Origin of the sequence: Neobacillus sp. CF12 (assembly GCF_030348765.1) — a bacterium.
Taxonomy (GTDB): domain Bacteria; phylum Bacillota; class Bacilli; order Bacillales; family Cytobacillaceae; genus Neobacillus.
Genome location: NZ_JAUCEU010000007.1, coordinates 1,435,026 through 1,449,884, shown reverse-complemented (window position 1 = coordinate 1,449,884; position 14,859 = coordinate 1,435,026). Strand labels below are relative to the sequence as shown.

At 37.1% G+C, this 14,859-nt stretch carries 10 protein-coding genes; all 10 read left to right on the top strand.

What is annotated here, in order from left to right:
- Positions 1-91 precede the first annotated feature (91 nt).
- The 10 genes from rhaB (at position 92) to QUG14_RS07185 (ending at position 14,678) form a co-directional block, all read left to right on the top strand.
- Entirely contained in the window at positions 92-1,513 is a 1,422-nt protein-coding gene (rhaB, locus tag QUG14_RS07230; protein ID WP_289339842.1) for a rhamnulokinase, read from the top strand.
- A 17-nt stretch (positions 1,514-1,530) separates the two neighbouring features.
- Positions 1,531-2,784, top strand: coding sequence for an L-rhamnose isomerase (gene rhaA, locus QUG14_RS07225; protein ID WP_289339841.1), 1,254 nt, complete (start codon positions 1,531-1,533; stop codon positions 2,782-2,784).
- A gap of 170 nt (positions 2,785-2,954) precedes the next feature.
- A complete protein-coding gene (locus tag QUG14_RS07220; protein ID WP_289339840.1) occupies positions 2,955-3,716 on the top strand; it encodes a DeoR/GlpR family DNA-binding transcription regulator in 762 nt (253 codons plus the stop codon).
- Between the two features lie 286 nt (positions 3,717-4,002).
- Positions 4,003-6,225 (top strand): glycoside hydrolase family 3 protein, encoded by a 2,223-nt coding sequence (locus QUG14_RS07215; RefSeq protein WP_289339839.1) that lies wholly within the window; start codon positions 4,003-4,005, stop codon positions 6,223-6,225.
- A gap of 30 nt (positions 6,226-6,255) precedes the next feature.
- A complete protein-coding gene (locus tag QUG14_RS07210) occupies positions 6,256-7,371 on the top strand; it encodes an alpha/beta hydrolase (RefSeq protein WP_289339838.1) in 1,116 nt (371 codons plus the stop codon).
- A gap of 596 nt (positions 7,372-7,967) precedes the next feature.
- Positions 7,968-8,798 carry a rhamnulose-1-phosphate aldolase gene (rhaD, locus tag QUG14_RS07205; protein WP_483310796.1) on the top strand — a complete coding sequence of 277 codons (831 nt, stop codon included), beginning with the start codon at positions 7,968-7,970 and terminating at the stop codon, positions 8,796-8,798.
- 100 nt (positions 8,799-8,898) lie between these two features.
- Complete coding sequence (locus QUG14_RS07200; protein WP_289339837.1) at positions 8,899-10,044, top strand: iron-containing alcohol dehydrogenase; 1,146 nt, start codon at positions 8,899-8,901, stop codon at positions 10,042-10,044.
- Positions 10,045-10,170: 126 nt separating this feature from the next.
- Entirely contained in the window at positions 10,171-11,217 is a 1,047-nt protein-coding gene (locus QUG14_RS07195) for an autoinducer 2 ABC transporter substrate-binding protein (RefSeq protein ID WP_289339836.1), read from the top strand.
- The gene (locus QUG14_RS07190; RefSeq protein ID WP_289339835.1) at positions 11,207-13,054 is read left to right on the top strand and encodes a cache domain-containing sensor histidine kinase; all 1,848 of its coding nucleotides are present in this window, start codon (positions 11,207-11,209) and stop codon (positions 13,052-13,054) included. The genes QUG14_RS07195 and QUG14_RS07190 overlap by 11 nt, the downstream gene beginning before the upstream one ends.
- Positions 13,038-14,678 (top strand): response regulator transcription factor, encoded by a 1,641-nt coding sequence (locus QUG14_RS07185; protein WP_289339834.1) that lies wholly within the window; start codon positions 13,038-13,040, stop codon positions 14,676-14,678. The genes QUG14_RS07190 and QUG14_RS07185 overlap by 17 nt, the downstream gene beginning before the upstream one ends.
- Positions 14,679-14,859: the final 181 nt, after the last annotated feature.

The following is a 14,859-nucleotide window of genomic DNA, read 5'->3' as shown; positions in this document are numbered from 1 at the left end:
AATAAATTAGTCGAATCACGTTATAGGAAAATCATATTATTCTAGTAAAATAGAGATATCAGTAAGCGTTTCCAACGGAAAGGTGATGTTAATGACAAAATACAGTATAGCCGTCGATATCGGTGCATCAAGTGGAAGACTTATTTTAGGATATCTTGAAGATGGTCTATTAAAACTAGATGAAATTCATCGCTTTGAAAACAAAATTGTGAAAAAAGGGAATTCCTTTTGCTGGGAAGCTGATAAACTTTTTCAAGAAATCAAAATTGGACTGAAAAAGTGCAAGGAAATGGGCATAAAGCCAGACAGCATTGGAATTGATACATGGGCCGTTGACTTTTTGTTATTGGATGAAAATGATGAGCCATTAACTGAGGCGGTTTCCTATCGTGACCCTCGGACAGATGGGATGATGGAAGAGGTATTTGAACTTTTTTCAAAAGAAAGACTTTACCTCGAAACCGGTATTCAGTTCCAAAAGTTTAATACAATCTATCAATTATTTTCTATTAAAAAAAATAATCCTGAAATCCTAGAAAAAGCAAAATCATTCTTGATGATTCCGGATTATTTCAATTATTTACTTACTGGTAAAAAAGCAAATGAATACACCAATGCAACATCTACACAGCTGGTAAATGCATTTACAAAAAAATGGGATCAGCAGTTGTTAGAGGTACTAGGTATTAATAAAGAGATGTTTCAGGAGATTAAAACACCAAAAACAGTTCTTGGAACCTTAAAAGAAGAACTAGTGTCTGAACTTGGTTTTGATTTACAGGTAATTCTTCCGGCAACCCATGATACTGGTTCAGCTGTTATCTCCGTACCAGAAGAGGATGAAACCATTTATATTAGTTCTGGTACATGGTCATTAATGGGGACAGAGAATTATTTTCCAATCTGTATAACAAAAGCATTAGACTATAATTTCACGAATGAAGGCGGAATCGATTATCAATACCGTTTCCTAAAAAATATCATGGGTCTTTGGATGATCCAAGAAGTAAAGCGAAACTACAATGATGAGTACTCCTTTGCAGAATTAGTAGATTTAGCAAGAGAAGAAAAGGATTATAAGGCAATTGTCAATGTTAATGATGACCGTTTCCTCAAGCCTGACAACATGATTGATGAAATTATGAATTATTGCATTGAAACCGGACAGCCTGTTCCAAGCACACCTGGTGAAGTGGCGAAATGTGTGTTTGAAAGTTTAGCAGTAAGCTACCAAGAAACAGTAACAGAAATTGAAGAGATTTTTGAAAAGAAATTTGAAAAAATTAATGTCATTGGCGGCGGCTGTCAAAATGAAATGCTTAACCAGTTAATTTCCGATGTAACAAATAAAGAAGTATTTGCTGGACCTGTTGAAGCGACTGCAATTGGAAACATTGCAGCTCAATTAATGGCTTTAGGAGAAATCAGTGATATCAAACAAGCACGTTCGATTATTAAAGATTCATTTGAAGTAAAAAAATATCTACCAGCTCAACATATATCAGCTAATTAAAGGAAGGAAGAATAAACATGTCTATTAAAGAAAATTTTGAACTTGCGAAACAAGCGTATGCTAAATGGGGAGTAGACGTTGATGAAGTAGTAGAAAAGCTAAAGAACGTACCGATTTCCATTCATTGCTGGCAGGGCGATGATGTTGCTGGATTCGAAGTAAACCAAAACGAATTATCAGGTGGTATTGATGTAACGGGGAATTATCCTGGTAAAGCGACTACTGCTGAAGAATTAAGAAGTGATTTAGAGAAGGCTCTATCACTAATCCCTGGTAAGCACAGAGTTAATTTACATGCGATATACGCAGAAACAAATGGTGAAGTGGTTGAAAGAGATCAACTTGAACCAAAGCATTTTGAAAACTGGGTAAAGTGGGCAAAGGAAAACGGTCTTGGCTTGGATTATAATCCAACATTATTCTCACATCCAAAGGCTGCGGATGGTTTGACACTTTCACATCCAAACGAAGAAATTCGTGAATTCTGGATTAATCACTGTATTGGCAGCCGTAAAATAGGAGAGTATTTCGGAAAAGAGCTTGGTACACCAGCATTAACAAACATTTGGGTTCCAGATGGCTACAAGGATATCCCAAGTGACCGTCTAACTCCGAGAAAAAGATTAAAAGAATCATTGGATAAAATCTTTGCAGTTGAAACGGATGAAAGATATAACCTTGACGCTGTTGAAAGTAAAGTATTTGGTATTGGTTCTGAATCATATGTAGTTGGTTCACACGAGTTTTATCTAAACTATGCAATGAAAAACGATAAATTATGCTTACTAGATACAGGTCACTATCATCCAACAGAAACAGTATCAAACAAGATCTCTTCTATGCTTTTATTTAGTGAGAAACTTGCGTTGCACGTTTCAAGACCTGTTCGCTGGGACAGTGACCATGTTGTTATTCTTGATGATGAATTAAGGGAGATCGCGTTAGAGATTGTTCGTAACGATGCCTTAGACCGCGTTATCATCGGACTAGATTTCTTTGATGCAAGTATTAACCGTGTTGCAGCTTGGACAATTGGTACACGCAACATGATCAAAGCCTTGCTTTATGCGATGTTAGTACCAAATGAATATTTAAAGCAGCTTCAGGAAGAAGGCAACTTCACAGAAAGACTTGCTTTAATGGAAGAATTCAAAACCTATCCATTTGGTGCAGTTTGGGATTATTACTGTGAAAAAATGGGCGTACCAGTTAGAGAATCTTGGTTAGAAGAAGTAAAAGCTTATGAGAATGAGGTTTTATCTAAGCGATAAGTTAAAAAAGACTCAATGAGGGATAAAAGTCCCCTGTTGGGTCTTTCTTTTTTTGAAAATGTGTTTGTTTAGAAGAAAATATGGTATATTTATTATATAAAAAAAGAAAAATAAACATAAAACAACAAAAAACAAAATATTGGTGTGGTCGTTCGGAAGGGGATTAGGAAATGCTAGTTGCAGAAAGGCATAAAAAGATTGTTGAACTCGTCAATGAAAAATTAAGTATACGTGTTACTGAGCTAAGCAAGATATTTTCTGTTACGGAGGAAACAATTCGTCGTGATCTTGAAAAGCTTGAAAAAGAGAATCTATTAATGCGCAGCCATGGTGGTGCGGTTAGTATTGAAAAGGATCAAGGGGAAACTTCTTATTTAGAAAGAGAAATTACGAATGCTGCTGAGAAGAAAGCGATTGCAGTAGAAGCTGTACGTTCCATTGAGGCTGGCGATCAAATCGTGTTAGACGCAAGTACAACGGCATGGTATGTAGCAAAGGAATTAGAGGACATTCCGTTAACTGTCCTAACAAACTCCATTAAAGTAGCGATTGAGCTAAGCAAAAAAGAACAAATTAAAGTGATTTCTACAGGTGGTACGTTATTGTCACAATCTCTTTCCTTTGTCGGTCCGCTTGCTGAACGATCGCTGGGAATGTATCACGTTAATAAAGCATTTATATCCTGTAAGGGTGTCCACCTAGAAAAGGGGCTAAGTGATTTTAATGAATCACAAGCTCTTTTGAAGAAACAAATGATGGAGATTTCGGATGAAACCATTCTAATGGTCGATTCAAGTAAATTTGGAACACGAGCATTTTCGCAAATTGCTCCTGTATCAAAGATCCACTCTATTATTACCGATTCGGATATAGATGAACATACTAAAAAACAGTTAGAAGAAAGAAACATAAAAGTGACAATAGCAAATTAGAAAAATCCAGACCTACTTGGGTCTGTTTTTCTATTGATTTTCACTTTCAACATGAATGAGGATGCAAAAAATATATTGGCAAAGAAAATCCTCACAGTAGTAATAATGCAAGGGTGAATCTCTAAAAAAGTCAGATAAACAAAAATAGGTAGTCGTATTTCGAATAGCTAAATAAATGTTAGTGCTTTAGGATAAAGTTGGAGACTAAACATAATTAGATTCTTCTATAAATTGTGTTCAGATACTTTTATAAATGGAATTATAATGAAGGAGAGGGACAACAACGATGATTAATTATGTTAAAAATGAAAACGGCCCAACTTTAGGCTATTCGCAAACTTCGGGAGTAACCATTATTGAGGAGGACGGGCTATTTTTTAAAGATTTGGATAAGGACGGACAACTAAGTAAATATGAAGATTGGCGCGTAAGTCCTAAAGAACGTGCAAAAGATTTAGCTTCTAAAATGACGATTGAACAGATTGCTGGTTTGATGTTATACAGTGCACATCAATCTGTTCCTGCGGCCGACCGCGGTTTTTTTGCCAGCACATTTGGCGGGAAAGCGTTTTCCGAGAGTGGAGCAAAATCATGGGAACTTTCCGACCAACAGATTGAGTTTTTAACGAAGGATCATTTACGTCATGTCTTACTTACAAGTGTGCAAAGCCCTGAAGTAGCAGCAAAGTGGAATAATGAAGTACAAGCTCTTGTGGAAGGTGTTGGGTTTGGGATCCCAGCCAACAATAGTTCTGACCCGCGGCATTCTTCCGATTCAAGCAAGGAGTTTAATGAAGGGGCCGGCGGCCATATTTCGATGTGGCCTGAAACCCTCGGCCTTGCTGCTACATTCAATCCATGTCATGTTCGACAATTTGGCGAGATTGCTGCCAAAGAATACAGAGCATTAGGGTTAACGACTGCCCTTTCTCCGCAGATTGATATAGCCACAGATCCACGCTGGTTCCGTTTCAACGGTACATTTGGTGAGGATTCTCAATTATCTACAGATATGGCACGTGCGTATGTAGATGGATTTCAAGAATCAGTTGCTGACAGAGAAATTGCGGATGGCTGGGGCTATGACAGTGTTAATGCCATGGTGAAACATTGGCCAGGCGGCGGTTCTGGAGAATCTGGCAGAGATGCACATTATGGGGCCGGAATGTATGCAGTTTATCCTGGAAATAACTTTGATGAACATTTAATAGCATTTACAGAGGGTGCCTTTAAATTGGAAGGAAAAACAGGGATGGCATCTGCAGTTATGCCCTACTATACGATTTCTGTTGATCAGGATCCCAAAAATGGTGAAAATGTAGGTAACTCGTATAATAAGTATCTCATTCAAGACCTTCTTCTGAATAAATATGGTTACGATGGAGTCGTTTGTACAGACTGGAACATTACCCATAATTTCTCGGGGAAAATGGATTTATTTATTGATGGGAAACCTTGGGGAGTAGAAAATCTCACGGTAGAAGAGCGGCATTATAAACTTTTAATGGCCGGAGTAGATCAATTTGGCGGTAATAATGAAAGTGCTCCCATTCTAGCAGCCTATCAAATGGGTGTGGAAGAACATGGGGAAGCGTTCATGAGAACTCGTATGGAGCAATCTGCCGTCCGTTTACTAACGAACATTTTCCGTACCGGGCTGTTTGAAAATCCATACCTAGATGTTGAAGAAACTATCCAAACTGTAGGGAATTCGGAGTTTATGGAAAAAGGATATCATGTTCAACTGCAATCCGTAGTCATGTTGAAAAACAGCAATCAACTATTGCCTCTTTCAAAGCAAGCAACAGTCTATGTTCCGAAACGTTACTACCCTTCTAAGAAAGATTGGTTTGGGAATCGTATTCCTGATCGAACTGATTATCCTGTCAATATCGAGTTAGTCAAAAAATACTTTAATGTAACGGATAATCCAACAGAGGCAGATGCTGCACTCGTCTTTATCTCCGGACCTGAATCCGGAATTGGTTTTAGCTATGAGGATGTAGAATCAGGCGGCAATGGATTTTTGCCGATTAGTCTTCAGTACCGTTCCTATACGGCGGAATTAGCTAGAGAAAAAAGCCTGGCCGGAGATCGTTCATATAAAGGAAAAAACGTAAAAACTCATAACGAATGTGATTTAGATCTCGTACTAGAAACAAAAAAAGCGATGAACGGAAAACCAGTCATCGTATCATTGCTCCTGTCAAATCCAACTGTGGTGAATGAATTTGAAAAGGAAGTCGATGGAATCCTTGTGAATTTTGGAGTGCAAGACCAGGCTATTTTAGATCTAATTAGCGGTCTTGCCGAACCATCCGCACTCCTTCCATTCCAAATGCCAGCAAACATGGAAACTGTTGAAACGCAATTGGAGGATGTGGCACATGATATGGAATGCCATGTTGACTCTGTAGGAAACGTGTATGACTTTGCATTTGGCCTCGATTGGAATGGTGTTATTAAAGATGATCGCGTAAAAAAATACGCAAGGTTATTAGTGAAATAATGTCTAATTCGACTATAGGAGTTGTTTTACATGCGTAAATATGATGCAAATGCAATCGAAAAGCTTCAAAATGGTACTTCCATTATTGAAAATAATGGCGTTCCCATTATCCTTAAGCCAATTCCTGGAGAAGAGAGACCAGGATATCTTGATCCGATAGAATTAAGTATTATAGGGGATCACTGGGCGGGAAAATCAAAACAAGAGGTACCTGCATCTTTACCGCCAATGGAAGTTTTAGTTCCTATTATGAGGGAAAACATGGGGTTTCCTAATTATAATTTAAATACAGTGGAAATCCATACAAAATATGAAGAAATAACTGACAGTGGAAATACAGTTGGATTGTGGCGATACTACCCGAGGAAATCTGAAAAGAATCGTAAACGCCATGCTCTCGTATTTTTTCATGGAGGCGGTTGGATCGGGGGAACCGTCTACACGGTAGAAAATGTCTGCAAATTAATTGCTGAGTTAGCAGATGCGGTAGTCTTTAATGTCGATTATTCCTTAGCGCCCGAAAAGCCATTTCCAAATGGATTAAATGATAATTACTATGCAGTAAAACATGTTTACGATCATGCGAAAAGCTACGGTATTGACCCAGACAAAATTTCTGTCGGCGGAGATAGTGCTGGAGGGAATTATGCAGCAGCAGTCTGTTTAAAAGCTAAAGATGAAGGAACACCAAAGATTGCGATGCAGGTACTCATTTATCCAGCCGTAACGATGGCAGATGCAAAAGTAGAAGGATATGAGTGGAGCGAAGATTTCTTTGAAGTGTCTGAAGAGCACAAAGACATTATCAAAAATGGATTACTTTCACTTGGAAGACCATCAAAAATGGAAGAAAGCTTATTTTTAGGAGCATACATTTCTAATGAGGAAGATATTTATAATCCATACGTAAGTCCAATGCTTGCAGAATCCCATGCAGGACTTCCAAAGGCACTTTTAATAGGGGCAGAATTTGACGGTTTGCGTATACATACAGAGTTCTATGCGAAACAGCTAATGGAAGCGGGCGTAGAAACCACATGTATTCGATACAATGGAATGACCCACGCCTTTATTGATAAATTAGGGCATCTCCCACAAGCCGAGGATCTGTGTATTGAAATTGCCAATGCTATAAAAACATTATAGAGAAATAGATTAATAGCAGACCGTAAATGGTCTGTTTTTTTTGCCTAGGCTTTGTTAAAGACAGATGTTGATTTTTCTCACGGAAATCCTTATGAAGGACTAAACTCAAAGAGTAATCTTCTGATTAGTCTTTCATCATGCTTATGAAGGACTAATCTCACTGGGAACTCTCCGGATTTGTCTTTCATCACGCTTATGAAGGACTAATCTCACTGGGAACTCACCGGATTTGTCTTTCATCACGCTTATGAAGGACTAATCTCATTGGGAATTCTCCGGATTTGTCTTTCATCGACCTTTTATACCGTTGTACTAATTATCAACAATGAAATTTAACAAAGCTTTTGTTTAAAAAGAAGAACATCTATCAAATTGTGTCCAAGCTGTTAATGAAACAAAGGAAAACAGATGCAATTGTGACAAATATGTTAATAAAACAAAAGTAAACAAAAATAACTGTATGTTTTTATGTTGATTTATGTTTGTTTTCGCGGTATGATTACATTGTAAAGAACAAAACAAAAACTAATTAATATAAAACCAAACTTTGTTCAAAATAAATAAGTTCCAATAAGAGGAGAGAATTCAAAATGAGTATGACCATGATTAAAGATGCAATCTATGTTGCTCCATTTTTACAAGAAATGTTGGAAACGACGTCTAACTTATACCGCTTAGGCTGGGATGAACGCAATGGCGGGAATATCAGTTATTTATTAAATGAATATGAAGTTCTTCCATATTTAAATGTTGATGATATTAAAAGAACCGTACCGATGAACTTTGATGCATCAGCATTAACGGGTCGATATTTCATCGTAACGGGATCTGGAAAATACTTCAAGAATGTAAAGAGAGATCCTGCGAATAACCTAGGTTTGATTCGCATTTCAGCGGATGGGAAGAGCTATGAAATCTTATGGGGCTTTGAAGATGGCGGGGTTGCAACGAGCGAATTACCAACACATCTAATGAATCATATGAAGCGCTTAGCAGTGGATAAGAACCATCGCGTTATTATGCACTGCCACGCAACAAACTTAATTGCGATGTCCTTTACACATAGTTTAAAGGAAGAAGATTTTACAAAAACCTTATGGGAAATGTGTACTGAATGTCTTGTTGTTTTCCCTGAAGGTGTAGGAATCATTCCATGGATTGTTCCAGGCACAAATGCAATTGGTGAAGCCACTGCAGAAAAAATGGAAGATGTCCGCCTTGTACTTTGGCCGCATCATGGAATATTCGGTGCTGGTACTACATTAGATGAAACCTTTGGTTTAATCGAAACGGCTGAAAAAGCAGCTGAAGTGTATACGATCGTATGTGCACAAGGCGGTAAAAAGCAAACCATTACCGATGCTCAGCTTCAAGAACTTGCAGATGCATTTGGTGTTAATCCACGTAAAGGAATACTAAATCTGTAACATAAAAAGAATCTTGTTATTTAAATGAGGGGACATTTCCAAGTCCCTTCATTTATAAATAAAATTGTGAAATAGTGAACAAACTTAAGGAGGAAGAAGAATGAGTGTTTATTACGTTCCAAGTACAAATTTGTTTGGCAGAGGCTGCTTAAAGAAATTAGCTCCATTAGTAAGTGAACTAGGATTTAAAAAAGCAATGGTGGTTACAGACAAATTTTTAAACCAAACTGGTGTAGCAGGAAAGGTGCTTGCTGAATTAGATTCTATTAATCTGGAATATATCGTTTATGATGATGTTAAGCCTAATCCAACCATTGAAAATGTTTATGCTGGTGTAGATGTATTTAAAACCAATGAATGTGATGTTCTTGTATCTGTAGGCGGAGGTTCACCACAGGATACAGCCAAGGCAGTTGGACTTTATGTTACAAATGGTGGGGACCTGCGTGACTACGAGGGAGTAGGTAAAACGAAAAATAAATCAATCCCAATTATAGCCGTTAATACCACTGCAGGTACTTCTAGTGAATTCACGATTAACTATGTAATAACCGATAAAGAACGTGAAGTAAAAATGGTAATGGTAGATAAAAATAGCTTAGTAACCATCGCTGTTAATGATCCAGAATTAATGGTCGATAAGCCTGCTGCCTTAACAGCAGCAACAGGAATGGACGCTTTAACGCATGCAATTGAAGCGATTGTTACTCCAGGGGCCTATGCTGTTACAGATGCTACTGCACTAGCAGCAGTTGATATCATCTTTAATTACTTGCCACGTGCAGTTAAAAATGGACATGATATTGAAGCACGTGAACAAATGACCTATGTGATGTTCTTAGGCGGTATTGCCTTTAACAATACTGGTCTTGGTTTTGTTCATGCAATGGCACACCAGCTTGGCGGTGTGTATGATTTGCCTCATGGTGTTTGTAATGCAATGCTTCTTCCAATTGTCGAAAGAGAAAATGCTAAACGCGATCCTCGGAAATTCCGCGCCATTGCGAAAGCTGCTGGACTTAATGTGGATGGAAAATCAGATGAGCAATGTGCAGAAGAGGTAATTGATGCGATTAAAGCACTATCAAAGGAAGTTGGCATCCCTAGTAAACTTGCAGAGTTAGGGGTAAATGAAGTAGATTTGGAAAAATTGGCTGTTAATTCACTTAACGATGCCTGTGCACCAGGAAATCCATTCCAGCCTACAAAAGAAGAAGTTATTGCCATGTTTAAGGAGATTTTATAGTTTTTGGCTCAAGACCTCTATGAAAATTCTGACAAAGTAAGACAAAAATAATCTATGATATAATCTAAGAGACCGAGGAACTGCCACGGTCTCTTCATGTGTTTTAAAAAGAGTTTTATATGTGGGGTGTTTAACATAATAGCAAAATGGAGACTATCAATTTGGTTTTTAACTGTGCTGCTTGTAAGCGGTTGCGGTAATTCGGAAAAATATAAAGTTATCTATAATGGTGAAGAAAAAGAAAATCAACAGTACCAAACTAGTAAAAATGTAGACTTTACGATTGCAATTGTACCTAAGGTAAGTGGTATTCCGTATTTTAATGCGGTAGAGGAAGGTGCTCTTGAGGCGGGGGAAAATTTACACGTCAATGTTATTTTCACTGGTCCCCCCATTGCTGATTGGAAACAGCAAATGAATATTATTGATGACTTCATCCAAAAGGATGTGGATCTCATTGCTGTTTCAGCAAATGACCCTGAAAAGTTAGGACCTGTTTTACAAAGGGCTAAAAGGAACGGAATTAAAGTCATAACTTGGGATTCCGATACAAATCCTGAATACCGGGAACTGTTTATTAATATGGTGGACCCTGAGAAACTTGGCCGTCATTTAATGGATAACTTGGCAGCAAAAATGGGTGAAAAAGGGGATTATGCGATCATGACAGGCTCGCATGATGCTGCAAATCTATCGGAGTGGATAAACTGGATCATGGAGCAACAGGAAGAAGTCTATCCGCAAATGAACTTACTAGAAGTGGTCGAAACAGATGATAACCCTCAAAAATCATACATGGAGGCCCAAAGGCTGATCAAAAGTTACCCTAATTTAAAAGGGATTTTAGGGAGTTCATCCGTAGGCCCGCCAGCTGCGGCTCAGGCTGTAATGGATGCTGAGAAAGTAGGGGAAATCATAGTCACAGGGCTTTCTACCCCTAATTTAATGAGATCCTATTTAAAGGATGATACAGCTCAAATTGTCACCTTGTGGAGTCCAAAAAAGCTGGGATATTTAACGGTTAGTTTAGCTAAGGAACTATTGAATGACAATCGGCCAAAGGATGGTCAGCACATTAAAAACATCGGAAATATCAAACTTAAAGAGGATATGGTTATAATGGGGCTGCCGATTGATTTTACAAGGGAGAATATTGATCAATATGATTTTTAAGAGTATTAGGGATGGGAAATTTAAAAACACCCGTTTGTCAACAAAGCTCATTATCACCTACTTTCTATTAACGGTTGTTCCTATGGGACTCTTAAGTATTTTAGCTTATTATGAATATACCAAATCCATTGAAAATCAAGTTGGAGAGTATATTCCTAAACTTTTAAAGCAAGCGAATCATAACATTGAGAATAACTTGGATGAATTAGAAAAGTTACCTGAATTAATTTATAGTTCGTCAGATGTAATGGCTGTGCTAAGAGACGATACCATGAAAAATCAATCACAGTCACAGCAGGATAAGTTTGTCGTGGAAAGTTTTTTAACAAATACCTATCTTGATAAAAGTAATGAAATTCTGGGAGCTTTTCTATTGTCAAAAAATCGTTCCTTTGTAAGCTCTCGAATTCCATACAATGGATTTAATCTAGAAAATTCATCTCTCCCATATGGGGAGGAACATGCTCTCGGGGAAAAAATGGAAATCTTGCTGCCAAACCAGGCAAACCTAAAGTTTGAAGGAAATCCACCTTATTTATTTGTCATGAAACAAATTACAGACTTTGATAATAGAAAGTCCCTTGGAACGATCTTATTGGCTGTAAAGCTTTCTTTTGTTGAAAAAATACTATCCGATTTGGAAGAGAAAGATAATGCCACGATGTGGGTAATGGATGAGAATGGTAAGGTTATTTTTCATACAAATCCGTCCAAAATTGGTTCGATATTCAACGAGTTAAATGAATATCCATTGGTAAACGGAAGTTTTCAAACGGTAGAACAAACGGAAAAAACACTTATTAGTATTAATCGATCATCGATTCATAAATGGATCCTAGTTCATAGCATTCCGCTAAAATACTTAACAAAAGACACAGATGTTGTTAAAAATGTAACCGTTTTTGCTTTTATCATTCTTGTTTTCATCACGACTACTATTTCTATCTTTCTTGCATGGACCGTAACGAAGCCGATAAAAAAACTAGGTCATATTATGCAGGAGGTTGAAGAGGGAAATTTAAATGTTAGCATTCCTAACCATTCAAGGGATGAAGTTGGAATATTAGCACATAGTTTTGATTCAATGATTACAAAAATTAGAGAATTAATCCGAAAGAATTATTCGATTGAACTTAGACAAAAAGACGCTGAATTATATGCGCTGCAATCTCAAATTAATCCACACTTTATGTATAATACATTGCAAACCATTAGCATGGCCGTGGAAGAGGGAGAATCGAAAACGGTCGTAGAAATGGTCACGATTCTTGGTAGAATGCTTCGTTATTCTTTAAGTAACAAAGAGCACCTTGTCCCATTATCAGATGAAATTTCTCATATTGAAGACTACTTGAAAATTCAGAAGTTTAGGTTTGAAGAAAGACTTTCATTTGATATTCAAGTACAACCAGATAAAGAGCTTTACTTTACACCTAAATTTATATTACAACCAATTGTCGAAAACTCAATAAAATATGGCTTAGAAAAACGGAAGGGTTTAAGGATTGAAATCCTCGTTCAGGAATTAATCTCAGAGCGTGGAGATCATGACTTGTTATTTGTGATTCGAGACAATGGGCCGGGCATTAGTAAACATAGATTGGAAGAAATAAACCTTGATATGCAAACTGATCCAATTGGAAAAAGAGAATCTGGCTTTGGTATGTTAAATGTTCATTCCCGGGTTAAAATGATGTTTGGGAGTAACTATGAATTAAAGATTATGAGTATAGAAGAAAAGGGAACAGAAATTACGATTCAAATTCCAACGATCACAAAGAGTAAAGTAACACAATTCCTTAGCAGGGGGTCGGATACCTATGAAGAAGCAAATTAAAACCATTATCGTTGATGACGAATCTAGGATTCGGAGAGGAATCGAACGAATGGTACGTTCATGTGGAGAAGAATGGGATATCATTCGTACCTTTTCTGATGGACGAGAAGCTTATGATGCGATCACAAATGAGTCTCTTTCATTTGATCTTCTTATATCCGATATTCGAATGCCAGAAATGGATGGATTAACCTTAAATAAAGAATTAAAAAAACAACATTCGTTTCTGACTATTTTTATCAGTGGATATGACGACTTTACCTATCTACAAACAGCACTTAAGGACGGTGCAGTGAATTATATCCTAAAACCCATTGACGTGGAGCAATTTCAAATCCAACTAAATGAGGTCAAACAAAAGATTTTTATTGATGATCAAGAAAAAAAAGAATGGCTGAAACTGCAAGAAAAAGCTGCACAATTGAATTATGCGAAACAGATACAATTCTTAAGTGAATTGAGTTGGAATGAAGAGAAAGATATTTCTTATCTGGACTGGACACGCCAATTTCCAAGTGGTACTTATCAGTTACTATACGTCAGCCTCGACCATATCTACTCTAAGACAAAACAATTCTCCTCCGTAGAATGGAACACATGGATATTTGCGGTTGAAAATATAATCGATGAGTTATTATGGCAAAAGTATTTTGAAGAGAATTTGAATAAATGGTGGTGGCGTGGAGGTAAGTTCAAATATTGGATATTGCTTAATCATGATGCTGGAGGAAAATCTCTGGCTGCCAATGAAACAGAGAAATTTTCAGAAGAATTAAGGTCTTCCATCCAGAAATTCACCCCATTTACTATAACAGTGGCCCTTGGAAATGGGTTCACCGATCTTTCTGTTTTTAGTGATATGAAAAATCAATTACAAACCTTGCAGCAGTTTCGGATGATTCAAGGGGGAAATAAAATCTTTCAATCACATCTGATGGAAGGCATTTTTGATCAAAAATCTAGAGGAATTACAAGCTCGGTCCTAAAATATACCGAACAAATTGTAAACTCATTAGAACGTGGAAACAGGGAGGAGCTTCTTATTTCATTACAAAGCTTTTTCCGTGAAATGGAAGTTCTTACTTCTCCTATCGAAATAAATGAAGCCGTTCATTATTTAATCATCCGGATCGTCCATAACTGGATTGAAAACAAGGGATATAGTGATGATCCTGATTTGTTAATGGAGGCTTTAAAAATAACGGAGAATGCAGCAAATTTAATCCAGTTAAAAGACAGTATCAAACTCTGGGTGTTAAAGGTGATGGAAAAGGTCTCAACATTAAGGGTTAAACATCAAAACCCAATACAAGTCGCAAAAGATTGGATAAAAAGCAATCTTCATGAAAATATCACGATTAAAAAGATTGCCCAGCGGGTTTACATGAATCCAAATTATTTTTGCGATTATTTTAAAAATCAAACGGGTGAGACCATTCTAGATTATGTCACGACCGTAAGATTGGAAAAAGCAAAGGAATTATTAGAGAAGACAGATTTGAAAATTTATGATATATCACAATTAGTGGGTTATCAGGATACCAAATATTTTAGCCGCTTATTTAAACAGTGGATTGGACAAACCCCATCACAATTTAGAGACCAACTTCACCACATTTTATAGATGAGAGTTTTAGAGACAAGGAGATTCCTTGTCTCTTTTTTGTAATCCCTTCCATAGTTCTGAATTCTTTCACCCTTAACTGAATTTTGTCTCCTACAACCTAGAAGATAGTTCCGGTATATTTTTACTATAAGTTGAAAACGATTACAGGCTTTATCTATTAAAATGAAAAGGAGAGATT